Source organism: Streptomyces sp. AJS327, from assembly GCF_013450295.1.
In the GTDB taxonomy this organism is placed as follows: Bacteria; Actinomycetota; Actinomycetes; order Streptomycetales; family Streptomycetaceae; genus Streptomyces.
Window position 1 is genome coordinate 1,005,833 of the sequence record NZ_SKBR01000002.1, and the last position, 26,204, is coordinate 1,032,036.

Below are 26,204 nucleotides of genomic sequence, written 5' to 3' on the forward strand. Positions count from 1 at the left end.
GCCCGCCGTCCGGTGGGCCCGGCGGTGCCCTGCTCAGGGACGCTCCGCGCCAGCCGTACCGCGCGCGGGGGACGGTCCGGGGCCGTGGCCCGGCTCCGGGCGCAGCGCCTCGGGGATCGTGACCGTGAACTCCGCGCCGCCACCGGTGGGTTCACACACCGTCGCGGTGCCGCCGTGCCGTTCGGCGAGCCGCCGTACCAGAGCCAGCCCGAGACCGCGCCAGCCGTGCGCCGGTGGCTCCTTGGTCGACCAGCCCTCGGTGAAGATCAGCTCGTACTGCTCGGGTGGGATGCCCCGGCCGCTGTCCCGCACCCGGATCAGCAGCCCGGGGGCGGGGGCGGCCCGCGTGGTGCGTCCGTCCTCCCGTACGGCCAGCTCCACCTCCACGGTGGCGTTCTCCGTACCGGCCGCCGCGTCCAGCGCGTTGTCCACGAGGTTGCCGACGACGGTGGCCAGCTCCCGCGGGTCGACCAGCCGGTCGGGGACCCGGGTGCCGGGGGTCAGCCGGAAGGCCACGCCGCGCTCGGCGGCCACGGTGGCCTTGCCGACGAGCAGCGCCGCGAGCAGTGGCTCCCGTACCCGCTCGGATATCTCCCGGGTGGTGTCCCGGCGGCGACCCGCCGTCTCGCTCAGGTAGTCGACCGCCTCGTCGTAGAGCCCGAGTTGGAGCAGGCCGAGCAGGAGGTGGACGCGGTTGGCGTGCTCGTGCTCCTGGGCGCGGAGCGCGTCGATCAGCCCGTGTGAGCCGTCCAGCTCGCGGCCGAGCAGTTCCAGTTCGGTACGGTCCCGGAAGGTCGCGACGGCGCCGCCGTCGTCGGTCGGCATCCGGTTGGCGAGCAGCACCCGCCCTCCGCTGACGGTCAGCAGGTCGCGTCCGGTGGCCCGGCCGGTGAGCACGTCCGTGGTGCGGCCCGGGCCCAGCGCCTCGTCCGCGGTCAGGCCCTGGGCCTCGGGGCCCAGTTCCAGCAGCCGCTGCGCCTCGTCGTTGACCAGCCGGATTCGGCCCCGCGCGTCGAGCGCGACGATGCCCTCGTGGATGCCGTGCAGCATGGCGCTGCGCTCGGCGAGCAGGGCGGAGAGGTCGGAGAAGGCCAGCCCGTGGGTCTTCCGGCGGAGCTTCCTGGAGACCAGCAGCGCCGCGAGGGCGCCCGCCCCCAACGCGCCTCCCGCGTACGCCAGTAGTTCGGGCAGCGAGGCGAGCAGCCGCTCGCGCACGTCGTCGTAGGCCATGCCGACCGAGACGGCGCCGACCACCTGTCCGGCGGCGTCGCGGACCGGAACCTTGCCGCGAGCTGACCGGCCCAGCGTGCCCGCGTCGATGTGCCGTACCTCGCGTCCGGCCAGCGCCTCGGCGGGGTCGGTGGAGACGCGCTCGCCGACCCGGTGGGGTTCGGTGTGGGACCAGCGGATCCCGCGACGGTCCAGCACCACCACGTAGCTCGCGCCCGTGGACCGGCGCACGCGTTCCGCGATCGTCTGCACCGGTCCGTCGGCGCTGGGCCCTTCCCGGGCGCGTAGCAGCGTGGGGAGTTCCGGGTCGGCGGCGGTGGCCTGCGCGACGGACAGCGCGCGGTCCATGGCCTGTTCGTCGAGCCGTTCGCTGTAGGGCCCGAGGAACAGCCCGGTGGTCATGGCGGTCACGCCGAGTACCAGAGCGAGTTGGGTGGAGCGGACGTGGGCGAAGACCCGGCGTGCGCCGCCCCGTCCGGCGAGACGGCGCGCGGTCCGGACGGGTGGTGGGGCTGTGGCCACGATGGCTCCTCGGTGCGGTGTGGGCCCCACAGGGGCGCGCGCCGGGCGCGCGCCCCTGTGGGGCCCAGGGAGGCGCCGCGCGGGATCAGCCGAGCGGCGCCGCCTCGGACGGTGCGGAAGGCCCGGTCGGCTCGATACCCGCCACCCGCATCCGCACACTCGCGGTCGGGGCGGCTCCGCAGCTCGCCGGGGCTGGTTCGCCCGGTTCGGCGTGGACACGCACCCGCCAGCCCCGGCCGTCCCGGTGCGCGACCGTCACCGTCCAGTGGGATTCGGCGCCCTGAACCTCCGTCACGGCGAGGGCGTCCGCGGCGTGTTCGCCGCAGGCCGCGCGCACCGCCAGGTCGGCGGCCTGGCCCGGGCGGTCCCAGGCCGAGCGGCCCCGGCAGCCGTGCAGCGCGATCCGGCCGTCGCGGGCCGCGAGCACCGTGGACTTGACGGTGGGCGCGTCGGCCCGCCCGTACGCGTAGCCGTAGGGCAGGACGAGCAGCGTCGGCGCGAAGCGGTGGCCCCCGATATGGGTGATCTCCCAGACGTCCGCGGCGCCGGAGGCCGCCAGTTCGGCGGCGAGCGGCCGCCCTTGGAGGGCGCAGCACTGGTCACGTTTGCCGTTCGTGCAGACCAGCACCAGCGGGTCGCCGCGGTACGGCGTCCAGCGGGGCGGGAGGCCGCCGGGATCCCCGGCGCCGAGCGCGGCGAAGTCGAGCGCGTCCAGGGCCTGCTGGATGGTTTCGGCACCGGAGGAGGGGGCGGACGTCCCGGGCTCCAGCACGGTGGTGCGTACCCAGGAGGCGCCCGGCAGGGTGTGGGCGAGGAAGGCGCCGCGTCGCTCGGCGCGGTGCCGGTCCGCGTGCGGTCCGGGGCGGCGGATCAACGCGACCCGGACGCCGTGGGGCTCGGCTCGCGCCTCCAGCCGGGCACCCAGCTCGGGGTCGAGGTGACTCCGTGTCAGTGCCTTGCCGCCCCAGGGCCCCGGCTGTTCGACGAGCAGCCAGGTGCGGGCGGTCGCCGCGGTCGCGGTGAGCGGTTCGGCCAGGGTGTGCGAGACGGCCGTGCAGGTATCCACGTAGGTGAGCCTAGCCTCTGTTGACCTCGGCGCCCGGCGTGTTCGGACCCCGGCGCGGGCGCGCCCCGGGAGCCCGCCCGGTTCCGTGCTCCCCTTCGAAGGGCGTGTCTCCCGCGCGCCCCACCCGGACCCCGGGGCACCCCGCGCGCGGGCGGCGCCCGGGCGTGCGCGGGTAGCATCGCAGCCGCTGGCGGCGGCGAGGAGCACGTCGAAGCGAGGCGAACCGGGTAAGACCAGGGCAAGCCGGGTGAGCCCGGGTGAGCCCGGATAAGCCAGGGAACCAAGGAACACGTGGGAGCCAGGGGAGCGCAGTGGCCGAGAGCAGAGTGCCGGTGGTGGTCGTGGCGGGGTTCCTGGGCTCGGGGAAGACCACCCTGCTCAACCATCTGCTCCGCCGGAGCAGGGGGACCAGGATCGGCGCCGTCGTCAACGACTTCGGCAGTATCGAGATCGACGCGATGACGGTCGCCGGGCAGGTCGACTCGATGGTCTCGCTGGGTAACGGCTGCCTCTGCTGCGCGGTCGACACCAGCGATCTGGACGAGGTGCTGGAGAGTCTGGCCCGCCCGGAGCTGGGCATGGACCTGATCGTGGTCGAGGCGAGCGGTCTAGCGGAGCCGGAGACGATGATCAGGATGATCCTGGCCAGCGGGAACCGCCGCGTCGTCTACGGCGGGCTGGTCGAGGTGGTGGACGCGGCGGAGTTCACGGCGGTCCGCGAGCGCCATCCCGAGCTGGCCCGGCATCTGGGCGTCGCGGACCTCGTCGTGCTGAACAAGGCCGACCGGGTGAGCGAGGAGACGCGGCGGGAGCTGGAGGACACGGTGGCCGAACTGGCGCCCGGCGTCCCGGTGATCCCGGCCTCGCACGGCCGGATCGACCCGGCGCTGCTGTTCGACGCGCCGCACCGCGAGCGGCCCGCAGTCGAGCAGCTCTCCTTCGACAGCCTGCTCTGGGACGAGCGGGAGCGGGAGGAGACCTGCGCGGAGCGCTCCGGCGAGGCGTGCGGGCACGGCCCCGGCTCGCCCTGCGCGCGGCATCTGCACGCCGCGTACCAGAGCGTCGCGTTCACGGCGGCGGACCCGCTCGCGCCGCGGCGTCTGCTGGCCCTCCTGGACGCCCGGCCGGCGGGTCTGTACCGGGTCAAGGGGTTCGTCGACTTCGGGGACCTGGATCCGGACCACCGCTACGCGCTGCACGCGGTCGGTGGTTTCCTGCGCTTCACCCCCGAGCCCTGGCCGCGCGACGAGCCCCGCGGCACCCAGCTGGTGCTGATCGGCACCGGGCTCGACGGCCCGGCGCTGAGCGGCGCGTTGGCGGAATGCGTGGCCGCGCCGACGGACGGGGGCCCGGCGGCGGTGGACGGCAGCGAGCTGTGGGGCGTCCTGCGGTACGTGGAGCGGGAGGAGGAGGACGCGGCATGGGGGGCCGGGGCAGCCGGATACGCCGGAGATGTGGCGGACGCCGATCGCTACGAACCGCTCGTGACGGCGGGGGACCCCGAGGGCGACTAGCCGGGATCCACGAGATGCCGGATCCCGGACCCGGGGGGAACCGTCAGCGGTGATCCGGGTCGCGGGCTCGCGGAGCGGGCGGTCCGGCGGAGGCGCGAGCGGCGCCTCCGCCGGTGGGCGTCAGGCGGGGCCCGCCATCGCGGCGACCCGCTTGGCCAGCGGGGTGCCCGAGCCGTCCCGGCGCGGGTCGGGCTCGGGGAGTTCCACCGGGGCGCCCGTGGCGGTGGCCGCTCGCGCGGGGGTGGCACCGGCCCAGGCGAACGTGAGGTGGTCCTCGCCCTTGAGGAAGCGCTGGCAGCGCACCCCGCCGGTGGCCCGGCCCTTGCGCGGGAACTGGTCGAAGGGGGTGAGCTTGGCGGTGACCGGGGTGTCGTCGAGCGTGCCGTCGGCGCCGGTCACCGTGAGGACCACGGCGTCCGCGGCCGGGTCGACGGCGGAGAAGAACACCACCCGCGCGCCCTCGCCGAGCTTGACCCCGGCCATGCCGCCCGCGGCCCGCCCCTGGGGCCGTACCTGTCCGGCCTGGAACCGCAGGAGCTGGGCCTCGCTGGTGACGAACACCAGGTCCTCCTCGCCGGTGCGCAGCTCCGCGCCGCCCACCACGCGGTCGCCGTCCTTCAGCGTGATGACCTCCAGATCGTCCTTGTTGGACGGGAAGTCGGGGACCACGCGCTTGACCACGCCCTGTTCGGTGCCGAGGGCCAGGCCGGGGGAGGACTCGTCCAGAGTGGTCAGGCAGATCAGCGTCTCCCCGGTTTCCAGGGAGATCAGCTCCGAGGACTGGGTGCCGCCGGAGAGGTTCGGCGGACCCGAGGACTCCGGAAGCTGCGGGAGGTCGACGACGGGAATCCGGAGCAGCCGGCCGGCGGAGGTGACCGCCCCCACCTCGCCCCGGGTGGTGGCCGGGACGGCGGAGACCACCACATCGTGCTTGACCCGCTTGACCGACTCGTCGGACACCGGTTCGCCGTTGGCCGTGCGGGCCAGCAGTCCGGTGGAGGAGAGCAGCACCCGGCAGGGGTCGTCGGAGACCTCCAGCGGCACCGAGGCGATCGGCGCCTCGGCGGCGTCCAGCAGCTCGGTGCGGCGGGGGGTGCCGTACTTCTTGGCCACGTCCGCCAGTTCGGAGGAGACGAGCCTGCGCAGCGCCGCGTCGGACTCCAGGATGGCGGTCAGTTCCTCGATCTCGGCGCGGAGTTGGTCGCGCTCCTGCTCCAGCTCCAGCCGGTCGAACCGGGTGAGCCTGCGCAGCGGGGTGTCCAGGATGTACTGGGTCTGGATCTCGCTCAGCGAGAAGTGCTCCATCAGCGCGGACTTGGCCTCCGCCGCGTTCTCGCTGCCCCGGATGATCGCGATGACCTCGTCGATGTCGACGAGGGCGGTGAGCAGGCCCTCCACCAGGTGGAGCCGGTCCCGCCGCTTGGTCCTGCGGAACTCGCTGCGCCGCCGCACCACGGTGAAGCGGTGGTCGACGTAGACCTCCAGCAGCTCCTTCAGCCCGAGCGTCAGCGGCTGGCCGTCCACCAGGGCGACGTTGTTGATGCCGAAGGACTCCTCCATCGGGCTGAGCTTGTAGAGCTGTTCCAGCACGGCCTCCGGGTTGAAGCCGTTCTTGACCTCGATCACCAGGCGTAGTCCGTGCGCCCGGTCGGTGAGGTCCTTGACGTCCGCGATGCCCTGGAGCTTCTTCGCGTTGACCAGGTCTTTGATCTTGGAGATGACCTTCTCCGGGCCCACGGCGAAGGGGAGTTCGGTGACCACCAGCCCCTTGCGGCGCGCGCTGACCTGCTCCACCGTGGCCGTCGCCCGCATCTTGAAGGTGCCGCGGCCCTTGGCGTAGGCGTCCTTGATGCCCTCCAGCCCGACGATCCGGCCGCCCGTGGGCAGGTCGGGACCGGGGACGAAGCGCATCAGCGTCTCCAGGTCGGCGGCCGGATGCTTGATCAGGTGCCGTGCGGCGGCGATGACTTCGCCGAGGTTGTGCGGCGGCATGTTGGTCGCCATGCCGACCGCGATCCCGGAGGAGCCGTTGACCAGGAGGTTCGGGTAGGCGGCCGGGAGGGTCACCGGCTCCCGCTCGCTGCCGTCGTAGTTCGGGGCGAAGTCGACCGTGTCCTCGTCGATCGAGGTGACCATCAGCCCGGCGGCCGGTGCCGAACGGCACTCGGTGTACCGCATGGCGGCGGGCGGGTCGTCGTTCCCCAGCGACCCGAAGTTGCCGTGTCCGTCCACCAACGGAAGGCGCATCGAGAAGGACTGGGCCATTCGCACCAGCGCGTCGTAGATCGCGCCGTCCCCGTGCGGGTGCAGCTTGCCCATGACCTCGCCCACGACCCGGGCGCACTTGACGTAGTTGCGCTCCGGGCGCAGGCCCATCTCGTGCATCTGGAAGAGGATGCGCCGGTGGACGGGCTTCATCCCGTCGCGTGCGTCGGGCAGCGCGCGCGAGTAGATGACGGAGTAGGCGTACTCCAGGAAGGAGCCCTGCATCTCGTCTACGACGTCGATGTCGAGGATGCGCTCCTCGAAGTCGTCCTCCGGCGGGGGAGTCTTCGTGCTGCGGCGGGCCATCGGGGCTGCGGCTCCTTCGGGGCGTGTGCCGTGCGGCCACGGCGGGCTGTTGGCGGTTGTCGCGCACCATTGTGGCCTGGCGGGCCGACAGCCACCGACAACGGGGCACTCGGGGTCGCCGGGGTCACCTCCCGCCGGTGGGCCGGTTCCCGACGGTCGGTGACGTCCCGAGCCGCCTCCGTGGGTACGGGAGTTGACGGGACTGACGGACGGGGGCACCCGGTGGGTCCGGCGGGCTTCCCCTCCCAACCGTCCGCCTCCCCGGGCGCGTTCCGGACGGCCCGGACGGTCCGGGCGGGCGAGCCGTCCGGGGGCGGCGCCCGGCGGCGCCACCGGTAGCGCTCCGTGGCGGACCTCCCGACCCGGGAACGCCCGGCCCTGACCCTTCGGAAGGAGACCGTTACGGTACGGGAACTTCGCACGACGTTGGCACGGTTGCATACAGTGACAGCAGTACTGGATGCGCAGGCTCCGCAGCGGCGGGGAACACCCGGCCGCACCCTCCCACCCCGCGATCGAAGGGACTCCATGCCCATGGGTCACACGGCTCCGCCCCCCGCCACAGGAGGGCTGACAGCTACCGAGCACCGACTGGCGAACGGTCTGCGGGTGGTGCTCTCGGAAGACCACCTGACACCGGTCGCGGCGGTCTGCCTCTGGTACGACGTGGGCTCACGGCACGAGGCCGAGGGCCGCACGGGCCTGGCGCACCTCTTCGAGCACCTGATGTTCCAGGGATCGGCCCAGGTCCACGGCAACGGGCACTTCGAGATGGTGCAGGGGGCCGGTGGTTCGCTCAACGGGACGACCAGCTTCGAGCGCACCAACTATTTCGAGACAATGCCGACGCACGAGCTGGAGTTGGCGCTCTGGCTGGAGGCCGACCGCATGGGCTCGCTGCTCTCCGCGCTGGACCAGGAGAGCCTGGACAACCAGCGGGACGTGGTGAAGAACGAGCGCCGCCAGCGGTACGACAACGTGCCCTACGGCACCGCCTTCGAGCGGCTCGTCTCCATGGTGTTCCCGAAGGGGCACCCCTACCACCACACCCCCATCGGCTCGATGGCCGACCTCGACGCGGCCTCCCTGGAGGACGCCCGGGAGTTCTTCCGCACCTACTACGCCCCGGGCAACGCGGTCCTGGCGATCGTCGGGGACATCGACCCGGAGCAGACCCTGGCGTGGGTCGAGAAGTACTTCGGCTCGATCCCGGCACACGAGGCGAAACTCCCGCCGCGTGACGGCTCGCTGCCGCCGGTGCTGGGGGCCGAGCAGCGGCGGACGCTGCACGAGGAGGTCCCCTCGCGGGCGCTGATGTCCGCCTACCGGCTGCCACCGGACGGCACCCGCGAGGCGGACGCCGCGGACGTCGCGCTGACCGTCCTCGGCGGCGGCGAGTCCTCGCGGCTGTACCGGAGGCTGGTCCGGCGCGACCGGAAGGCGGTCGCCGTGGGCTTCGGGATGCTGCGGCTGGCGGGTGCCCCGTCGCTCGGCTGGATGGACGTGAAGACCTCGGGAGACGCGGAGATCGCGGAGATCGACGCCGCGGTCGACGAGGAACTCGCCCGCTTCGCCGAGGAGGGGCCCACCCCCGAGGAGATGGAGCGGGCCCAGGCCCAGCTGGAGCGCGAGTGGCTGGACCGGCTCGCGACCGTCGGCGGCCGCGCCGACGAACTCTGCCGGTTCGCGGTGCTGTTCGGGGATCCGCAGCTCGCGCTGAGCGCGGTCCACCGGGTGCTGGACGTCACCGCGGAGGAGGCGCGGGCGGTGGCGGCCGAGCGGCTGCGCCCGGAGAACCGCGCGGCGCTGGTGTACGAGCCGTCCGGCCCGGCCGGCGAAGAGACCGACGAGTCCGTCGAGCACGAGGAGGCTGGCCAGTGAGCGCCGCCACGACCCCGGAGACCACCATGCCCACCACGCCGACCTCCGCGTCCGGTTCCCCGTCGTCGATGGACTTCCACCCCCGTCCGCGCGGTGGGGAGCCGCGGCCCTGGGCCTTCCCGGAGCCGCGGCGGGAGACGCTGCCCAACGGGCTGACGCTGCTGCGCTGTCACCGTCCCGGGCAGCAGGTCGTCGCGGTCGAGATCAATCTGGACGCCCCGCTGGACGCCGAGCCGGAGGGGCTGGACGGCGTCGCGACGCTGATGGCGCGGGCGCTGAGCGAGGGCACCGACAAGCACGACGCCGAGGAGTTCGCCGCCGAGCTGGAGCGCTGCGGCGCGACGCTCGACGCGCACGCCGACCACCCCGGGGTCCGCGTCGCGCTGGAGGTGCCGTCCTCCCGGCTGCCGAAGGCCCTGGGGCTCCTCGCCGACGCGCTCCGCGCCCCGGCCTTCGCGCCGAGCGAGGTCGAACGGCTCGTCCAGAACCGGCTGGACGAGATCCCGCACGAGCTGGCGAACCCGGCCCGGCGGGCGGCCCGGCAGTTCTACCGGGAGCTGTTCGAGGAGGGCACCCGGATCTCCCGCCCCCGCCAGGGCACCGAGGAGACGGTCGGCCGGATCGACGCCGCCGCCGTGCGCGCGTTCTACGAGACCCACGTCCGCCCCGCGACCACCACCGTCGTGGTGGTGGGGGACTTCTCGGAGATCGACCTGGACACCGCGCTGGCCGAGACGCTCGGCGCCTGGACGGGCTCCCAGGCTCCCGCGCGCGAGGTCAGGCCGGTCTCCTCGGACGACGCCGGCCGGGTCGTCATCGTGGACCGCCCGGGGGCGGTGCAGACCCAGCTGCTGATCGGCCGGGTCGGGCCCGACCGGCACGACCGGGTCTGGCCCGCCCAGTTGCTGGGGATCTACACCCTGGGCGGCACCCCGACCGCCCGGCTGGACCGGGTGCTGCGCGAGGAGAAGGGCTACACCTACGGTGTGCGGGCCTTCGCCCAGGTCCTCCGCCCGCCGGGGACCGACGGGAGCCCCGGCACCGCGCTGCTGGCGATCAGCGGCTCGATCGCCACCGACGTCACGGGTCCGGCGCTGGAGGACCTGTGGGGCGTGCTGCGCCGGGTCGCGGACGAGGGCCTCACCGACGACGAGCGGGACTTCGCGGTGCGGAACCTGGTCGGGGTGGCCCCGCTGAAGTACGAGATGGCGGTGTCGGTCGCGGGCACCCTGGCCGACCAGGTGGAGCAGGGGCTGCCGGACGACTTCCAGGCCCGGCTGTACGCGGCGCTCGCCGAGACCGGCACGGTCGAGGTGACCGCGGCGACGGTCAGCGCCTTCCCGCCGGACCGGCTGGTGACGGTGCTCGTCGGCGACGCCGAGCAGATCGCCGATCCCGTACGGGAGTTGGGCATCGGTGAGGTCACGGTGGTGCGGGGCGGCTGACCCCGGCGCCCACCGCGCCAGCCGAACGCGGGTGGCCCCCGGTGTCGCAGAGACGCCGGGGGCCACCCGCGTGTCCGTTTCGGTCGCTGTTGTGGGGGATCGCAGTGTGGGGTGCGCGACAGCGGGCCGGATTTCTTTGGTGGTTCGGCAATGCCCCATTTAGCTTCGTTGCCGCTGTTCGTCAGATCTGACCGCACCAGGCGGTCACCGCGCAGCGATCGCCGAGTTCCCCGGCGCGAGCCGGGGGAGCCGGGGACCCATCGCACGTCCCTGGGGTGAGTCGGGCGGCCTTCGGGCGGCCCGTAGGAGACCTTCCTGCTCCGAACCCGTCAGCTAACCCGGTAGGCGAGAAGGAAGGAAAGGAGTGCGCCACAGCATGGCGTTCACCCGTCCCACCGGGAAGCACCGCAAGCCGAGCCGCGCCCGCCGGGCCGGAGCGCGGGTGGCGGGCACCGCCTCGCTCGCCGCGGTCGGCGGCGTCGGAGTCCTCGCCGCCCCGGCCTCCGCCGTCGAGGCGTCCGCGCCGCTGCCGAGCACCGGCCTCAGCCAGGCCGTCGAGGTCGGTGATCCGCTCGCGGAGACCCTGCACGACCAGGCTGACACGCAGCAGCTCGTCGCCGTGAAGGCCGAGGCGCAGTCCGAGGCCGAACGGCAGGCGGTCGTGGCGAAGAAGAAGGCGGAGGCGAAGAAGAAGGCCGAGAGCGAGCGGCGCGCGGCGGCCGAGCGGGCCGAGCGGAAGAAGGAGCGGGAGCGCGCGGAGCGGCAGCGTGCCGAGCGGCGGAGCGTCTCGCGAAGCGCCGACCGGGGCACCGCGAACTCCTCCGGCTACGTGGCGCCGGTGGCCGGTGCCACGCTGTCCACCGGGTACCAGCAGAGCGGCGGCATGTGGTCCTCCGGTTCGCACACCGGTGTGGACTTCCGCGCCGGCATGAACACCCCGGTGCGGTCGGTCGCCGGGGGCGAGGTGGTCGAGGCCGGGGACGGCGGCTCCTACGGCGTGAACGTGGTCGTGCGCCACGCGGACGGCAGGTACTCCCAGTACGCGCACCTCTCCTCGACCTCGGTCTCGGTCGGGCAGTCCGTCTCGGCGGGTGAGCGGATCGGGCTCTCCGGCTCCACCGGCAACTCCTCCGGCCCGCACCTGCACTTCGAGATCCGCACCGGTCCCGACTACGGCTCGGACATCGACCCCGTCGCCTACCTGCGCGGCAAGGGCGTCGGTATCTGAGGACCGCCACCTCCGGGGACCGCCACGGCGCACCGGGCACCCGCGCCCCGAGGGGCCGGGTGCCCGCGTCCGTCCCGCTCCGCGCCCAGGCCGGTGCTGGCGGGGCGACCCGCGCGACCGCCCGGCGGTCACCGGCCGGGCCGCCGGGGCCGTGGCCTGGTCAGACCGTGCCGGGCAGCTCCTCCAGCCCCTCGGCGACCAGCTTCGCCAGCCGGTCGAGGGCCGGTCCCGCGTCCTCCGCCTCGGAGGCGAGGACGATCTCGTCGCCGCCCTCGGCGCCCAGCCCGAGGACGCCCAGCATCGAGCCGGCGTTGACCGGGGTGCCGTCCGCGCCCTTCCGCACCGTCACGGGAACGCCGGCCGCGGCTGCCGCCCGGCAGAAGATCGAGGCGGGGCGGGCGTGCAGGCCCTCGGCCCAGCCGACGGTGACGCTGCGCTCAACCATGGTGAAGTCCTTCGCGATTCGGTGCCGTATCCAGCACGGTGTGGATCTGTGTGGTCCCGCGCGGAGCCGCGCGGGACCATGGGTGCCCGGGCGCGCCCGTACCGATCCGTGAGGTGCGGGCCGGCCGACGAGTACGCGCCGTCCGGGCGGGTCCGGTCAGTGGCGGATGGTCCGGGTTGGTCCGGTTCAGCCCGGATCCTTCCACAGTCGCCCTGTCCGGTCCGGACCAGTTTCGCACGGAGGTTCGGCGTTCCTCCCCGGCCCCGCCCGCCGACCAGCGCGAAGAGGGGTTCCCCGCCGCGCCGCGCGGCCTAGGGTGGGCCCCATGCCGACTGCGGAAGAACGCGCGTACCCCGCCCACTGGGAAGCCGACGTGCTGTTGCGGGACGGCGGCGCCGCGCGGATCCGGCCCATCACCCCCGACGACGCCGACCGACTCGTCGACTTCTACGAGCAGGTCTCGGACGAGTCGAAGTACTACCGCTTCTTCGCGCCCTACCCCCGGCTGTCCGACCGCGATGTGCGGCGTTTCACCCACCACGACTACGACGACCGCGTCGGGCTGGCCGCCACCGTGGGCGGTGAGTTCATCGCCACCGTCCGATACGACCGGGTGGACGACGCGGGCCGCGCCGCCAGCGCCCCCGCCGACCAGGCCGAGGTCGCCTTCCTGGTCCGCGACGACCACCAGGGCCGGGGCGTGGCCTCCGCGCTGCTGGAACACATCGGGGCCGTCGCCCGGGAGCGCGGTATCCGCCGCTTCACCGCCGAGGTGCTCCCCGCGAACAACCGGATGATCAAGGTGTTCACGGACGCGGGCTACTCGCAGCGGCGCAGCTTCGAGGACGGCTCCGTCCACCTGACCTTCAGCCTGGAGCCGACCGAACGGTCGCTGGCCGTCATGCGCGCCCGGGAGCAGCGGGCCGAGGCCCACTCCGTCCAGCGGCTGCTGGCCCCCGGGTCGGTGGCCGTCGTCGGAGTGCGGCGCACCCCGGACGGCGCCGGGCGGGCGGTGCTGGACGGGCTGCGCGAAGCGGGGTTCACCGGCCGGGTGCACGCGGTCAACCAGGCGCTGCCCCCGGAGGCCGGGCGGCTCGGCGGCTTCCCCGCCGTCCGGTCGGTGAACGAGCTGCCCGAGGCTCCCGATCTGGTCGTCGTCGCCGTGCCCGCGCCAGCGGTGGTGGAGGTGGTGACCGACTGCGGGGAACTCGGTGTCCGCGGACTGGTGGTGCTCTCCGCCGAGTTCGGCCGCGAGGACCAGCGGGAACTGGTGCGGCTGGCCCGCTCGTACGGTATGCGGCTGGTCGGCCCGAACGCGCTCGGCCTGATCAACACCCATCCCGAGATCCGGCTGAACGCCACCCCCGCGCCCCGCCTCCCGCGCGCGGGCCGCGTCGGGCTGTTCACCCAGTCCGGGGCGATCGGGATCGCGCTGCTCGACGGTCTGCACCGGCGCGGCGCCGGGCTCTCCTCGTTCGTCTCGGCCGGGAACCGGGCGGACGTCTCCGGCAACGACGTCCTCCAGTACTGGGACGAGGACCCGGAGACCGACGTGGCCCTGATGTACCTGGAGTCGATCGGCAACCCGCGCAAGTTCAGTCGGCTGGCCAAGCGCACCGCGGCCCGGAAGCCGGTCGTGGTCGTCAAGGGCGCGCGGCACAGCGGCAGCGCGCCGCCCCCCGGGCACGCGGCCCCGGTCTTCCGCACCTCCGCCGCCACCGTCTCCTCGCTGCTGCGGAACGCGGGCGTCACGATGGTCGACACGGTCACCGAACTGGTCGACACCGGCCTGCTGTTGGCCACCCAGCCGCTGCCGGACGGCCCGCGGGTCGCCATCGTCGGCAACGCCGAGTCGCTCGGCCTCCTCACCTACGACGCCGCCCTCACCGAGGAGCTGCGCCCCCTCCCCGTCACCGACCTGACCACCTCCGCGACCCCGGGCGACTTCGGCCGCGCGGTGCGCGCCGCCCTCACCGATCCGGCCAGCGACGCCGTGGTGGTGACCGCGATCCCCTGGGTGGGCGCCGGATCCGGCGACACCACCGCGGAGCACCGTCAGGAGGAGGCGGCCGCCCGGCGGCTGGCCGCCGAACTGGCGGAGGCGGTGCGCTCGGCGGCCGAGGAGACCGGCCGGGGCAAGCCCCTCGCGGTCGCGCACCTGGCCATCGAGGGGCTGGACACCGCGCTCGCCGAGCACGGCATCCCGGGCTACCCCGCCCCGGAACGGGCCGCCCGGGCGCTCTCCGAGGCCAGCCGGTACGCGGCCTGGCGGCGGGCGGCCAGCGACCCGGGCCGGGTCCCGGAGTACGAGGTGGACGAGCCGGGTGCGCGGGCCCTGCTGGAGCGGGCGACCCGCGCGGAGAAAGCGGAACCGGAACCGCCGGGCGCCGCGGGGACCGGCCGGACGGGAACCCCCGCCACGCCCGGCGGGGAGCGGCCCTCCTCCGGCCTGCCGCTCAGCCTCGCCGACACGGCCAGCCTGCTCGGCCGCTACGGCATCGAGGTGCACCCGGTCCGCGAGGCGCCGGACGCCGACGCGGCGGCCGCGGCGGCCCGGGACCTCGGCTACCCGGTGGCGCTCAAGACCACGGCGCCCCATCTGCGCCACCGCGCCGATCTCGGTGGCGTCCGCCTCGACCTGGCGGGGGAGTCCGAACTGCGGCACGCCTACGCGGAGTTGACCGCCGCTTTCGGCTCCCCGGCCGAGCTGCGCCCGGTGGTGCAGGCCATGGCGCCGCGCGGGGTGGACACCGTGGTGCGGGCGGCCGTCGACCCCTCGGTCGGCGCGATGCTCTCCTTCGGGCTCGCCGGAACACCCTCCGCCCTCCTCGGGGACACGGCACACCGCCTCGTGCCCGTCACCGACCGGGAGGCGGGGGCGCTGGTGCGGGCGATCCGCTCCGCCCCGCTGCTCTTCGGCTGGCGTGGCGCGAGCCCCTCCGACACGGCGGCCCTGGAGGAGCTGCTGCTCAGGGTCTCGATGCTGCTCGACGACCACCCCGAGATCGTCGCGGTCGACCTGGAACCCGTGGTGGTCGCCCCGCGCGGGGTGGCCGTACTGGACGCCGCGGTGCGCGTGGCGGAGCCACCCCCGCGGACCGACCTGGGCCCGCGTACCTTGCCCGTGTACTGAGCGAGGCGCGGTGGCGGGACGAGGGCCCGGTGGCGCCCCGTAGGATGGCTCACATGGCGAAGACCGGTACGACGACGCAGGGGCTGCGCGCGGCGATCGAGCGCAGCGGCTACTATCCAGCCCTCGTAGCCGAGGCCGTGGACGCGGCCGTGGGCGGGGAGCCCGTCACCTCGTACCTGGTACATCAGGAGACCACCTTCGACTCCAACGAGGTGCGCCGTCACGTCACCGTGCTCGTGCTGACCGGCACCCGCTTCCTGGTCAGCCACACCGACGAGCAGGCGGCCGACGGCACCTCCCCCTCGCCGTACGCCACCACCTCCACCGAGTCCGTCAAGCTGGAGCGGATCTCCTCCGTCGTGCTCTCCCGGGTGGTGGCCAACCCCGAGTCGTACACCCCGGGCACCCTGCCACGAGAGGTCGTGCTGACCATCGGCTGGGGCGCGGTCTCCCGGCTGGACATGGAACCCGCCACCTGTGGCGACCCCAACTGCGAGGCGGACCACGGCTACACCGGTTCGGCCACCGCTGACGACCTCTCGCTCCGGGTCAGCGAGGCGGGGGACGGCCCGGACACCGTCCGGCAGACGCTCGCCTTCGCCCAGGCCCTCTCCGAGGCCACGGCGGCACCGCGTTGACCGCGGAGGACCTGGCCGGGCACACCCCACTCGACCCGCGCACCGCGCCCGTCCCGCGCTACGGGGCGGCGTCCCTCGCCGACCTGCTGCCCTCGATCGCCGGTGGACTCGGCGTTCCCGGGCTGAGCGGCGCGCTGCCGCTGGAGCCCGCCGACCGCGTCTGCGTCTTCCTGGTGGACGGCATGGGCTGGGAGGCGCTGGCGGCGCACCCCGCCGAGGCGCCGTTCCTCACCTCGCTGCTGCCCACCTCGGGCTGCGGCACCGGCGAGCCCATCACCTCCGGCTTCCCCTCCACCACCGCGGCCTCCCTCGCCTCGGTGGGCACCGGGCTGGAACCCGGCCGCCACGGACTCGCCGGGTACACCGCGCTCGACCCGGACACCGGCAAGCTGATGAACCAGCTGCGCTGGCAGCCCTGGACCGACCCGTACGCCTGGCAGCCGTACCCCACCGTCTTCCAGCTGGCGGACCGCGCGGGGGTGGCGACCAGCCAGGTCTCGGCCCCGCACTTCGCGCACACCCCGCTCACCCAGATCGCGCTGTCCGGCGGCACCTTCCTCGGCAGGCTCTCCGGCGAGGAGCGGATGGACCTCGCGGCCGAGCGGCTGGCCGCCGGTGACCGCTCCCTCGTCTACACCTACTACGCCGAACTGGACGGCAACGGCCACCGGTTCGGCATGGACTCCGAAGCCTGGCGCGCCCAGCTGCGCTACGTCGACGGGCTCGCCCAGCGGCTCGCCGAGCAGCTGCCGCCCCGCTCCGCCCTGTACGTCACGGCCGACCACGGGATGGTCGACATCCCCGAGGACCCCGAGGCCCGCTTCGACGCCGACAGCGACTGGGAGCTGACCGCCGGGGTCCGACTGCTGGGCGGGGAGGGCCGGATGCGGCATCTGTACGCCGTGCCGGGCGCCGCCTCCGACGTCCACGCGGTCTGGCGCGAGGTACTGGGCGGGCACGCCTGGGTGGCGACCAGGGAAGAGGCCGTCGGCCTCGGCTGGTTCGGGAACCTGGTCGACGACCGCGTGCGCCCCCGCATCGGGGACGTCGTCGTGGCGGTGCGCACCCCCACGGCGGTGGTCGCGACCGAGCGGGAGCCCAACGAGTCCGCGCTGATCGGGATGCACGGTTCGGCCACCCCCGCCGAGCAACTGGTGCCCCTGCTCGAAGTCCGTGCCTGACCCCCGCGCGCCCCTCGCCCGCCCGGTGGCGCGCGAGGGGCCGTGCTCCCCGCCTCGCCCGGCCCGGAGCCGCGCGGGCCGCACGCCGGACGGTACCGTGCGCCCGACGCCGAACCCCACCATCCCGAAAGGATGAACCGCCCATGCCTGAGCTGGTGTTCTTCTCCGGCACGATGGACTGCGGAAAGAGCACCCTGGCGCTCCAGATCGAGCACAACCGCTCGGCGCGCGGCCTCCAGGGCATGATCTTCACCCGGAACGACCGCGCGGGGGAGGGGCGGCTCTCCTCACGCCTCGGTCTGGTGACGGAGGCGGTGGAGTCGGACGAGGGCCTGGACTTCCACGCGCACCTCGTCCACCACCTCACGGCGGGCGGCCGGGTCGACTACCTGGTGGTGGACGAGGCCCAGTTCCTCGCGCCCCGCCAGGTCGACCAACTCGCCCGCGTCGTCGACGACCTGGGCATGGACGTCTTCGCCTTCGGTATCACCACCGACTTCCGCACCAAGCTCTTCCCCGGCTCGCAGCGGCTCATGGAACTGGCCGACCGGATCGAGGTGCTCCAGGTGGAGACCCTCTGCTGGTGTGGCGCCCGAGCCACGCACAACGCCCGCACGGTGGACGGCACCATGGTCGTCGAGGGCGCGCAGGTGGTCGTGGGGGACGTCGGCAGCCAGTCCAGCGAGGTGGAGTACGAGGTGCTCTGCCGCCGCCACCACCGGCGACGGTTGACGGCGGCGGCCGCCGGCGCCGCCCCACTCTCCCCCGACGTGCTGCCAGTTGAGACGCCGGGCGGTCCCCGGAACTCCACCGAGAACGGTTCCCGGCCGTCCCACCCGGTGTCGTTCCGCGGCAACTGATCCGCCCGCGGGGCACGTTGACGGCGACAGCCGGAGCGCCCCGCCCGCCGTGGGCGCGGTTCAGTCCCGCTGCACGAGCCGGAACCGCGCGCCCTCCGGGTCGGCCACCGTCGCCGCGCGGCCCACCGGCGAGTCGGCGGGACCGTCCAGCGCGGCGCCGCCGCCCTCCCGGGCCCGGCGCACCGCCGCCGCCAGGTCCGAGACGCCGAAGTACACGGTCCAGTGCGGCCCGTGGGCGGGCGGCGGTGCGTCGGGCCCCCGTACCGCGGCTACCGGGCTTCCGGCCAACCGCAGTGTCAGGCAGTCCGGTTCGCCCGCCGCCGTGTCGTCCACGTCGTGGCCGAAGACGGCCGCGTAGAACTTCCCGGCGGCCGGGGCCTCGTGGACACGCAGCTCGTGCCAGACCGGTGCCCCCTCCCCCCGGTGGGCGGGACAGGGCGGGCCGGATCCGGCGGGCCCCTGCCAGAGCCCGAAGACCGCGCCCTGCGGGTCGGCGGCGATCGCCATCCGGCCCCGCTCCTCCGCGGCCAGCGGACCGACGGCCACCGTGCCGCCCGACTCGCGGACCAGCGCGGCCGTTTCGTCCGCGTCCCCGGTCGCCAGGTAGGGGGTCCACCCCACCGCGCCCGGGCGGCCCGGCGCCCGCCGCCACAGCCCCGCGACCTCCCGCCCGCCGCTCACCGCCCGGACGTACGGGGGTGGTTGCCCCGCACCGGAGCGGAACTCCCAGCCGAACAGGTGGCGGTAGAACTCCTGGCTCCCGGCCAGGTTCCGGACCACCAGGCTCGCCCAGCAGGGGGTTCCGGGGACGTGCGGTTGCCGAGTCACTGCCTCGGTCATGTGTGTCGCTCCTCAAGACCATCATCGCTGCGGTCGTGCGGTGGTGTTGCCGTGCCTCGCCTCTGCGAACTGTGCCAGTGCAGATATTCGCACTGCCCAACCGGCCGTGTGCCCCGGCCGCGCCGCCTTCTCGCCTTCGCACGCGAGAATGGCTGAAGCGGCGTGGGTACGCGACGGGCGCCGGACTGGGGCAGGATGACGTCCATGACAGCCCTCATCTCCGTGACCGAACTCGTGCGCGACATGGCCTCGGCGGATCCGCCGTCACTCCTCGACGTGCGCTGGGAGTTGGGCGGGCCCCCGGGCCGCCCCGCGTACGAACGGGGCCATCTGCCCGGCGCGGTCTACGTCGATCTCGACACCGAACTGTCCGGGCCCACCGGGCCGGGAACGGGACGGCATCCGCTGCCCGACCTTGAGGTCTTCGGCGCCGCCATGCGCCGCGCCGGAGTCTCCGCCGACCGTCCGGTGGTCGTCCACGACGGCGGGCGGGGCTGGGCGGCGGCCCGCGCCTGGTGGCTGCTGCGCTGGACCGGCCACCGGGACGTACGGGTGCTGGACGGGGGGCTCGCCGCCTGGACGGGGCCGCTCAGCGCCGGAAGCGAGTCGGTACCCGAGGGCGACTTCCGGCCAGTCGCCGACGCCGGGCCCCTCCGGCTGCTCGACGCCGAGGGTGCTGCCGCGCTCGCCCGGGACGGGCTGCTGCTCGACGCCCGCGCCGCGGAGCGCTACCGGGGGGAGGTGGAGCCCGTCGACCCGGTGGGCGGGCACATCCCCGGCGCCGTCTCCGCCCCGACCACCGGGAACCTCACCGCCTCCGGAACCCTCCGCCCCACCGGCGAACTCACCGAGCGGTTCGCCGCGTTGGGCGTGCGCCCAGGAGTGGCGGTGGGCGTCTACTGCGGCTCGGGCGTCTCGGCCGCCCAGGAGGTGCTGGCGCTGGCTGAGACGGGCGTGGACGCCGCGCTCTACGCCGGTTCCTGGAGCGAGTGGACGGCCGACCCGGAGCGTCCGGTGGCCACCGGACCCGAACCGGGCTGACGACCGCCGGGCCGCGGGACGATCCGGGGCCGGTACCCGCGAGGCGGGCACCGGCCCCGGACTCACTCCTTCTTCCGCCGGGTGCCGAAGACGATCTCGTCCCAGCTCGGCACCGCGGCGCGGCGACCGGGCCGGACGCCGTCCGCCTCGGCCTGCCGGTCGGTGGTGCCCTTCAGCCGGTCGCGGTGCGAGTTGACCGAACGCGGCATCAGCACGTCCGCGTAGGCCGATCCGGCGCTGGCCGCGGGCGCCGGTGGCTCTTCCGTCTCCGGCTCCTCCTCGGCCGCGGCGGGCGGCGGCTCCGGCTTCGCCTCCGGCTCGCCCCCCGGGCGCACCGGGGAGGGCGGGGAGGGCTCCGGCACCACCATGTCGCCCCGGAAGCTCGGCACCGCCTCCAGCAGGCTGGTCAGCGAGTCGCTCTCGCCGGGGCGGCCGTCGGCGGCCGGCTGCTCCTCGCCGTCGTACGGGCTCGCGGGGGCGAGGGCGGCGGGCTCCGGTTCGCTCCGCTCTGTGCGGTCGGGGCGCTCGCGCGGCAGCCGGGCGATACGCGGGACGAAGGGGAAGCTGGGCTCCGGGGTGTCGTCGGACTCCCCGACCAACGACCGGGCTTCCTCGTCCACCGCCTGCACGAGACGGCGCGGGGGGTCGTAGGTCCAGGTCGCCGAGTGCGGGTGACCGGCCACGCGGTAGGCGAGCAGCACCTCCCAGGTGCCGTCGTCCCGCCGCCAGGAGTCCCAGTGCGTGGAGTCCTTGTCGGCGCCGCGCAGCAACAGCCGATCCGCGACGGCCTCGCCGAGCTGCGGGCCGGTGTTCTCCCCGGGGCGGCGCACGGGTGTCTTCCGGGCCCGCTCCGCCATGAAGGCGCGCTCGGCCAGCACCGGGCCCTCGAACCGGCGCACCCGGTCGACGGGGATACCGGCGAGCTGGGCCACCTCCTCGGCGGAGGCACCGGCTCGTATCCGGGCCTGGATGTCCCGGGGCCGCAGATGGCTCTCGACCTCGATCTCGATCTGGCCGAGCCGCGCGCGGTCGTTGCGCACGGCGGCGCGCAGCCGCTCGTCAATCGGAAGTGTGTATTCCGTGCTGTCGGCAGCCTTGAGCACCAGTCGTGTGCCGTCGTTGCTGACGGCCACGACACGCAGTTCGGGCATGGGGACCTCCCGGATGGTGCCTGCCGACGTCACGTGCGTCGCTGCTCCCTTTGGACGAGTGTGGCCTGCCCGGGCGCAGCCTGCCACAACCTTGTCGACTCGCATGACGCGCGGGGGCGGTTCCCGTGGCGGTGGTGACGCCACGGCTGCCTCCGTGTAACGCCCGGTGATCTGCGGGATCTCCTTGATCGCCGGGTGTCACCCGCGTCGTTCCAGGGTTGGGGCCAGGGCTGGTCACACTACTCCATTAGGGCCATCCGGGTGGACCGCCGCGCCGCCGAAGTTGCCCCCAGGTAAGGGAGTTGACGTCAAGATCGCGTATCCGCCCAGCGTACGGGGGTGGGATGAGTCACAGATCACGGAGAAGTGGAACTATCCCTTTCGCCGGAATGTCCATCTATCAGGCACAGTGGTCGGCAGTGTGCGATTGAGGGCTGTTCATGGGCGAGAAAGACATATCCAGTACCGAAGAAGAGCAGGACGGGAGCGAGAAGAAGAACAAGCGGATCGAACTGAGCGTCGCCCAGGTACTGGGGAGCGCGGTGGCCGCGGTGATCGCCGCGGTCCTGGCCGGTGGTCTCGGCGTCTACGGCACCTTCATCGGCGCCGGGGTGATGAGCCTGGTGGTCACCAGCGGTGGTCCCGTCTTCCAGCACTTCTTCCACCGCACCGGAACCCAGATCAAGGAGGCCACGGTCCAGGCCAAGACCCGCACGCCGGGACCGGCCGGGACCCCGCCGAACCCCGGCGGCCTCACACGGCGGCCCGCCGGGGCGCCGCCGGGACCGTCCGGCGACGCGACCCGCCGGCCGCCCACCGCCGACGACCCCGCCGCCACCCGGCTGCTGACGCCGGTCTCCGGGGAGCCCGGGACCGGCGGTGACCCGTGGAGCGGCTCCGGCGCCCCGGACGGCGAGTTCACCGCGGCGACCACACACGGCACCCGCTGGCGCGGCTGGCGGCGCACCCTGCTCCCCGCGCTGCTCGTCTTCGTCCTCGCCATCGGCGGGATCACGCTCTACGAGGCGCTCTCCGGCAACAGCGTCTCCGGCGGCCGGGGCACCTCGATCGGCAGCGTCTTCGGCGGCTCGGGGGACTCGGCACCGGACACCACCCCGACGCCCACCCCCGGCGAGTCCGGTGACCAGGACGGCTCCGATCCACGCGAGGGCGACGAGACCGACGGGACACCGGAGACCGGGGACGACACCGACGGCAGCCCCGCTCCGGTGCCGACCCCCACCGGACCGGAGGCCCCCTCCGGAGGCGGCGACGCCCCGTCGCCGGGCCGGGGCGGTCCCAGCACACAGCCGGAAGAGGGTGCGGTCCCCAGCGGTCCGGCCACCCCGGAGGGGGACGGCTCCGTTCCGGAGGACGCCGAGGGCTTCACCGGTTCGCCGGACGGCGGCCTGCAACAGCGCGACGCGCTCCCCGGAACCGGCTGAGCGGCTCCACCGCGAACCCGTCCCCGGTCCCGTCCGTCCCCGAGGGGGGAGGGGCGGGACCGGCCGCCCGTAGGGCGGCGGGCGCCGTCAGGAGCCGAGGACGCGACGGAGGTAGTCGTTGCCGAAGACCCGGTCCGGGTCCAGCCGGTCGCGTACGGCCAGGAACTCGGCGAATCGGGGGTAGACCCCGGCGAGGTACCCCGCGTCCCGGGTGTGCAGCTTCCCCCAGTGGGGCCGCCCCTCGTACGCCGTCATGATCCGCTCCACCAGGGTGAAGTACCGCCGGTGGGGTGTGCCCCGGTACAGATGGGCCGCGAGGTACACGGTGTCGCGGCCGCTCGCGGTGGACAGCGGGAGGTCGTCGCCGGGCGCCGTTCGCACCTCGACGGGGAAGCCGACGGGAAGCCCGGAGCGGTCCACCGCCGTCCGCAGCTCCCGCAGGGCCTCCAGGGCGGCGGTGCGGGGCAGCGCATACTCCATCTCCAGGAACCGCACCCGGCGGGGGCTGGTGAACACCTTGTACGGGATGTCGGTATAGGTCCGGGAGGAGAGCGCCCTGCTGGACAGCCGGGCCGTGGCCGGGACCGTGGCGGGGGCCGCCCGGCCGAGCGCGCAGATGGCCCGGAAGGCGCCGTTGGACAGCAGCTCGTCGTCCATCCAGCCGCGTATCCGGGGCAGTGGGCGGGCGGGGCCGGGGCTGCGGTTGTTCCGCTTGGTGGTGCACGAGGCAGTGTGCGGAAACCAGTAGAACTCGAAGTGCTCGTTCTCAGCCGCTAGTTGGTCGAACTCGGCCAGGACCCAGTCGAGCGGCATCGGCTCCTCGCGCGCGGTGAGCAGGAACTCCGGCTCCACGGCGAAGGTCACCTCGCTCAGCACACCGAGCGCTCCGAGGCCCAGCCGGGCCGCCGCGAAGACCTCCGGGTGCTCCTCCGCGGAACAGCGGAGCACCGACCCGTCGGCCAGGACCAGTTCGAGGGCGACGACCTGGGCCGCCAGCCCGGCCAGCTCCCGCCCGGTGCCGTGGGTCCCGGTGCTGACGGCACCCGAGACGGTCTGCTCCATGATGTCGCCCATGTTGGCCAGCGACAGGCCCTCCCGGGCCAGCGTCTGGTTCAGCTGCTTGAGCGGCGTCCCCGCGGCGACCGACACGGTGCCCGCCGCGCGATCGATGGTGCGCACCCCGCACAGCCGCTCCGGGCGGACCAGCACCCCGTCCGTGGCGGCGACGGTGGTGAAGGAGTGGCCGGTCCCGACCGCCTTCACCCGCAGCCCCTCCTCGGCGGCCCGGCGCACCACCTCGGACAGCGCCGCCGTGCAGGACGGCGCGACGGTTCGGGTGGGGGAGACCCGCACGTTCCCCGCCCAGTTCCGCCACGTGTTCCCCTGGCCCGCCGGTGCGCTCGTGGTCACCCTGCCGCCTCCCCTGGTAGCCGCGTCCTCCCGGACGCCTCGCGGTCGCCGTCCCGCGACGGCCGGTGCGCCCCCGATCCGCCGTTTCCCGGCCACCTCCGGCGGCGGCCCGGCCCGGTACCGCCCAGGCGGTGCGCCGCGCGGGTTCCCGGCCCGCGGCGCACGGCTGGCGGGTACCGTAGCCCGGGCTCGGTTCAGACCCGGTCCGTCAGTGCGGACGGGATCCGAGGCGTTCCGCCCCGCCGTGCGACGACGCGTGGCCACCGGAACCCCTGGCGAAACCGGATGATACTCGCGCACCCCTACCGGGCGTACGGCGGGCCCGCGCGGTGCGCGCCCCGCCCGTGCCTCCGCCGCGCTCCGGATTCGCGGGAGCCCTCCGGCGCGCGCCACGGCCGAGTGGGAGGATCGGGGACATGCCCGACCCGCTCGTCACGCCAGACCCCGTGGAACCGGGGCGCACCGGCCAGCAGGCCACCGCCCCCTACGACGCCCTGCTGCTCCTGTCCTTCGGCGGCCCGGAGGGCCCGGACGACGTGGTGCCGTTCCTGGAGAACGTCACCCGTGGCCGGGGCATCCCCCGGGAACGTCTGGAGGAGGTCGGCCAGCACTACTTCCGCTTCGGCGGTGTCAGCCCCCTCAACGCGCAGAACCGCGAACTGCTGGCGGCGCTGCGCGCCGACTTCGCCGCGCACGGCCTCGACCTGCCGGTGTACTGGGGGAACCGGAACTGGGCGCCGTACCTGCGCGACACCCTCCGTGCGCTGACCCGGGACGGCCACCGCCGCGTCCTGACGCTCGCCACCAGCGCCTACGCCTCCTACTCCGGCTGCCGTCAGTACCGCGAGAACCTCGCCGAGGCACAGGCCGAGCTGGCGGCCGAGGGGCTGCGCCCGCCGCGGGTCGACAAGCTGCGGCATTACTTCAACCACCCGGGCTTCGTCGAGCCCATGGCCGACGGGGTGCTCGCCGCGCTCGCCGAGCTGCCCGGGGAGGTCAGGGGCGGCGCGCACCTGGCCTTCACCACCCACTCCATCCCGGCCGCCGCCGCCGACACCTCGGGGCCACCGTGCGCACACGGCCCCGGTGGCGCCTACGTCGCCGAACACCTCGACGTGGCCCGGCTGATCGCCGCCGCCGTGGCGGAGCGCACCGGGACCGAACGCTCCTGGCGGCTGGTGTACCAGTCACGCAGCGGCCCCCCGGAGATGCCCTGGCTGGAACCGGACGTCTCGGACCATCTGACGGCGCTGAGCCGGGAGGGCGCCCCCGCGGCCGTGCTGGTCCCGATCGGTTTCGTCTCCGACCACATGGAGGTGCTCTACGACCTCGACACGGAGGCCCGGGACACCGCCGCGGAACTGGGCCTGCCGATCGCTCGCTCGGCGACCGTGGGGCACGACCCGCGGTTCGTCGCCGGACTCCGCGACCTCGTGCTGGAACGGGCGGCCACCGAGCGGGGCGCGGCGCCCGAGCGCCGGGCCCTCGGCGGGCTCGGCCCCAGCCACGACCTGTGTCCCGTCGGCTGCTGTCCCGCCCGCACCCCCCGTCCCGCGGCCGCGGGGGCGGACGCCCCGGAGTTCGGTGCCGGTTAGTGCCGGAGCGCCCGGCGCACGCCCCGCACACGACCGAAGGCCGGCGCCCACCGGCGCCCACCGAGAAGGCTGCCCAGCGCCGGCGAGCGCCGACAAGTATCAACAAACGCAGGCGAACGCTGAAGAGAACTGACGAAACGGGTGCCGCCGGATCGCGCGGCACCGAAGCGAAGCACCACGCGAGGAGCGACAGACCCGTGACCGACCAGCCGGACCTCAAGGACCAACTCCTCGACCTCGCCAGGGAGGCCGCCCGGCGGGCCGGGACCTTCCTGTGTGACGGCCGCCCCGACGACCTCGGGGTGGCGGCCACCAAGTCCAGCCCGATCGACGTCGTCACCGAGATGGACATCGCCTCGGAGAAGCTGATCACCGACTTCCTGCGCGAGCACCGCCCGGACGACGGTTTCCTGGGCGAGGAGGGGGCCTCCACCGAGGGCAGCTCCGGGGTGCGGTGGATCATCGACCCCATCGACGGCACCGTGAACTACCTCTACGGGCTCCCCAGTTGGGCGGTGTCCATCGCCGCCGCCCACCACGGCGAGGTTGTCGCCGGGGTGGTCGAGGTACCGACGCGCGGTGAGACCTTCCACGCCACCCTCGGTGGGGGCGCCTTCCGCGGCGACACCCCGCTCCGGGTGCGCCCCGCCCCGCCGCTGGAGCAGGCGCTGATAGCGACGGGCTTCAGCTACGTCACCGAGCAGCGCGCGGCCCAGGCGGAGGTGGTGCGCCAGCTGTTGCCCCGCGTCCGTGACGTGCGGCGCTCCGGTTCGGTCGCCGTCGACCTCTGCGACCTCGCGGCGGGACGGCTGGACGGGCTCTACGAACGGGGGCTGCATCTGTGGGACTTCGCCGCGGGCGACCTGATCGTCCGGGAGGCGGGCGGACGGAGTGGGGGGCGGCCGGGGCAGGCGCCGGGGGAGGAGCTGACGGTGGCCGGTTCGCCCGGCGTCTTCGCCGAACTCCAGCCGCTGGTGGACGGGCTCGGGGCCTGGCACGACTGAGCCC

Annotated in this window: 19 protein-coding genes and 1 riboswitch; of the genes, 12 read left to right on the forward strand and 7 right to left on the reverse strand. The window is 74.4% G+C overall.

Features of this window, described 5'->3' with window-relative positions:
- Positions 1-33: 33 nt before the first annotated feature.
- Together E0L36_RS14025 and E0L36_RS14030 are read right to left on the reverse strand one after the other, a co-directional pair.
- Positions 34-1,632: a sensor histidine kinase gene (locus E0L36_RS14025; protein WP_180929995.1), complete on the reverse strand. Its 1,599-nt coding sequence runs from the start codon at positions 1,630-1,632 to the stop codon at positions 34-36.
- Positions 1,633-1,837: 205 nt separating this feature from the next.
- A complete protein-coding gene (locus E0L36_RS14030; protein WP_308416756.1) occupies positions 1,838-2,818 on the reverse strand; it encodes a sucrase ferredoxin in 981 nt (326 codons plus the stop codon).
- Positions 2,819-3,129: 311 nt separating this feature from the next.
- Here E0L36_RS14030 and E0L36_RS14035 point away from each other — a divergent pair, with 311 nt between their 5' ends.
- On the forward strand, positions 3,130-4,332 hold the full coding sequence (locus E0L36_RS14035) for a GTP-binding protein (RefSeq protein ID WP_180929356.1): 1,203 nt from the start codon (positions 3,130-3,132) through the stop codon (positions 4,330-4,332).
- A 120-nt stretch (positions 4,333-4,452) separates the two neighbouring features.
- On the opposite strand, the gene E0L36_RS14040 is transcribed toward E0L36_RS14035, so the two are convergent.
- Positions 4,453-6,903: a DNA topoisomerase (ATP-hydrolyzing) subunit A gene (locus tag E0L36_RS14040; protein ID WP_180929357.1), complete on the reverse strand. Its 2,451-nt coding sequence runs from the start codon at positions 6,901-6,903 to the stop codon at positions 4,453-4,455.
- Positions 6,904-7,437: 534 nt separating this feature from the next.
- Here E0L36_RS14040 and E0L36_RS14045 point away from each other — a divergent pair.
- The 3 genes from E0L36_RS14045 to E0L36_RS14055 all read left to right on the forward strand — a co-directional run bounded on the left by E0L36_RS14045 (position 7,438) and on the right by E0L36_RS14055 (position 11,457).
- Entirely contained in the window at positions 7,438-8,784 is a 1,347-nt protein-coding gene (locus E0L36_RS14045; protein ID WP_180929358.1) for a pitrilysin family protein, read from the forward strand.
- Positions 8,785-8,810: 26 nt separating this feature from the next.
- On the forward strand, positions 8,811-10,229 hold the full coding sequence (locus E0L36_RS14050) for a pitrilysin family protein (protein WP_180929997.1): 1,419 nt from the start codon (positions 8,811-8,813) through the stop codon (positions 10,227-10,229).
- Positions 10,230-10,438: 209 nt separating this feature from the next.
- Positions 10,439-10,591, forward strand: a riboswitch (cyclic di-AMP (ydaO/yuaA leader).
- 14 nt (positions 10,592-10,605) lie between these two features.
- Entirely contained in the window at positions 10,606-11,457 is an 852-nt protein-coding gene (locus E0L36_RS14055; RefSeq protein ID WP_180929359.1) for a M23 family metallopeptidase, read from the forward strand.
- A gap of 160 nt (positions 11,458-11,617) precedes the next feature.
- Here E0L36_RS14055 and E0L36_RS14060 read toward each other — a convergent pair whose 3' ends face one another.
- Positions 11,618-11,902 (reverse strand): HPr family phosphocarrier protein, encoded by a 285-nt coding sequence (locus tag E0L36_RS14060; RefSeq protein ID WP_180929360.1) that lies wholly within the window; start codon positions 11,900-11,902, stop codon positions 11,618-11,620.
- A 325-nt stretch (positions 11,903-12,227) separates the two neighbouring features.
- On the opposite strand from E0L36_RS14060, the gene E0L36_RS14065 reads away from it, so the two are divergent.
- From E0L36_RS14065 to E0L36_RS14080, 4 genes are all read left to right on the forward strand, one after another.
- Positions 12,228-15,035 (forward strand): bifunctional GNAT family N-acetyltransferase/acetate--CoA ligase family protein, encoded by a 2,808-nt coding sequence (locus E0L36_RS14065; RefSeq protein ID WP_180929361.1) that lies wholly within the window; start codon positions 12,228-12,230, stop codon positions 15,033-15,035.
- A 53-nt stretch (positions 15,036-15,088) separates the two neighbouring features.
- Positions 15,089-15,673, forward strand: coding sequence for a DUF5998 family protein (locus E0L36_RS14070; protein ID WP_180929362.1), 585 nt, complete (start codon positions 15,089-15,091; stop codon positions 15,671-15,673).
- Entirely contained in the window at positions 15,670-16,854 is a 1,185-nt protein-coding gene (locus E0L36_RS14075; protein ID WP_180929363.1) for an alkaline phosphatase family protein, read from the forward strand. Before E0L36_RS14070 ends, E0L36_RS14075 begins: the two co-directional genes overlap by 4 nt.
- A gap of 143 nt (positions 16,855-16,997) precedes the next feature.
- Positions 16,998-17,714: a thymidine kinase gene (locus E0L36_RS14080; RefSeq protein ID WP_180929364.1), complete on the forward strand. Its 717-nt coding sequence runs from the start codon at positions 16,998-17,000 to the stop codon at positions 17,712-17,714.
- Positions 17,715-17,774: 60 nt separating this feature from the next.
- Here E0L36_RS14080 and E0L36_RS14085 read toward each other — a convergent pair whose 3' ends face one another.
- Positions 17,775-18,554 (reverse strand): VOC family protein, encoded by a 780-nt coding sequence (locus E0L36_RS14085; protein ID WP_180929365.1) that lies wholly within the window; start codon positions 18,552-18,554, stop codon positions 17,775-17,777.
- A 204-nt stretch (positions 18,555-18,758) separates the two neighbouring features.
- Here E0L36_RS14085 and E0L36_RS14090 point away from each other — a divergent pair, with 204 nt between their 5' ends.
- Positions 18,759-19,595 (forward strand): sulfurtransferase, encoded by an 837-nt coding sequence (locus E0L36_RS14090; RefSeq protein ID WP_180929366.1) that lies wholly within the window; start codon positions 18,759-18,761, stop codon positions 19,593-19,595.
- A gap of 62 nt (positions 19,596-19,657) precedes the next feature.
- Here E0L36_RS14090 and sepH read toward each other — a convergent pair whose 3' ends face one another.
- Positions 19,658-20,746, reverse strand: a complete 1,089-nt coding sequence (sepH, locus tag E0L36_RS14095) for a septation protein SepH (RefSeq protein WP_180929367.1) — start codon at positions 20,744-20,746, stop codon at positions 19,658-19,660.
- Positions 20,747-21,186: 440 nt separating this feature from the next.
- Here sepH and E0L36_RS14100 point away from each other — a divergent pair, with 440 nt between their 5' ends.
- Positions 21,187-22,191: a hypothetical protein gene (locus E0L36_RS14100; protein ID WP_180929368.1), complete on the forward strand. Its 1,005-nt coding sequence runs from the start codon at positions 21,187-21,189 to the stop codon at positions 22,189-22,191.
- An 87-nt stretch (positions 22,192-22,278) separates the two neighbouring features.
- On the opposite strand, the gene E0L36_RS14105 is transcribed toward E0L36_RS14100, so the two are convergent.
- Positions 22,279-23,601 carry a D-arabinono-1,4-lactone oxidase gene (locus E0L36_RS14105; protein WP_180929369.1) on the reverse strand — a complete coding sequence of 441 codons (1,323 nt, stop codon included), beginning with the start codon at positions 23,599-23,601 and terminating at the stop codon, positions 22,279-22,281.
- Between the two features lie 416 nt (positions 23,602-24,017).
- On the opposite strand from E0L36_RS14105, the gene E0L36_RS14110 reads away from it, so the two are divergent.
- Both E0L36_RS14110 and E0L36_RS14115 read left to right on the forward strand, forming a co-directional pair.
- Entirely contained in the window at positions 24,018-25,196 is a 1,179-nt protein-coding gene (locus E0L36_RS14110) for a ferrochelatase (protein ID WP_180929370.1), read from the forward strand.
- Between the two features lie 197 nt (positions 25,197-25,393).
- Positions 25,394-26,200, forward strand: coding sequence for an inositol monophosphatase family protein (locus E0L36_RS14115; RefSeq protein WP_180929371.1), 807 nt, complete (start codon positions 25,394-25,396; stop codon positions 26,198-26,200).
- Positions 26,201-26,204 lie beyond the last annotated feature (4 nt).

Coding starts and splice junctions, on each gene's coding strand:
- E0L36_RS14025 (WP_180929995.1), bottom strand. CDS start 1,632: ATGACCACCGGGCTGTTCCTCGGGCCCTACAGCGAACGGCTCGACGAA.
- E0L36_RS14040 (WP_180929357.1), bottom strand. CDS start 6,903: ATGGCCCGCCGCAGCACGAAGACTCCCCCGCCGGAGGACGACTTCGAG.
- E0L36_RS14045 (WP_180929358.1), top strand. CDS start 7,438: ATGGGTCACACGGCTCCGCCCCCCGCCACAGGAGGGCTGACAGCTACC.
- E0L36_RS14050 (WP_180929997.1), top strand. CDS start 8,811: ATGCCCACCACGCCGACCTCCGCGTCCGGTTCCCCGTCGTCGATGGAC.
- E0L36_RS14055 (WP_180929359.1), top strand. CDS start 10,606: ATGGCGTTCACCCGTCCCACCGGGAAGCACCGCAAGCCGAGCCGCGCC.
- E0L36_RS14060 (WP_180929360.1), bottom strand. CDS start 11,902: ATGGTTGAGCGCAGCGTCACCGTCGGCTGGGCCGAGGGCCTGCACGCC.
- E0L36_RS14065 (WP_180929361.1), top strand. CDS start 12,228: ATGCCGACTGCGGAAGAACGCGCGTACCCCGCCCACTGGGAAGCCGAC.
- E0L36_RS14070 (WP_180929362.1), top strand. CDS start 15,089: ATGGCGAAGACCGGTACGACGACGCAGGGGCTGCGCGCGGCGATCGAG.
- E0L36_RS14080 (WP_180929364.1), top strand. CDS start 16,998: ATGCCTGAGCTGGTGTTCTTCTCCGGCACGATGGACTGCGGAAAGAGC.
- E0L36_RS14085 (WP_180929365.1), bottom strand. CDS start 18,554: ATGACCGAGGCAGTGACTCGGCAACCGCACGTCCCCGGAACCCCCTGC.
- E0L36_RS14090 (WP_180929366.1), top strand. CDS start 18,759: ATGACAGCCCTCATCTCCGTGACCGAACTCGTGCGCGACATGGCCTCG.
- sepH (WP_180929367.1), bottom strand. CDS start 20,746: ATGCCCGAACTGCGTGTCGTGGCCGTCAGCAACGACGGCACACGACTG.
- E0L36_RS14100 (WP_180929368.1), top strand. CDS start 21,187: ATGGGCGAGAAAGACATATCCAGTACCGAAGAAGAGCAGGACGGGAGC.
- E0L36_RS14110 (WP_180929370.1), top strand. CDS start 24,018: ATGCCCGACCCGCTCGTCACGCCAGACCCCGTGGAACCGGGGCGCACC.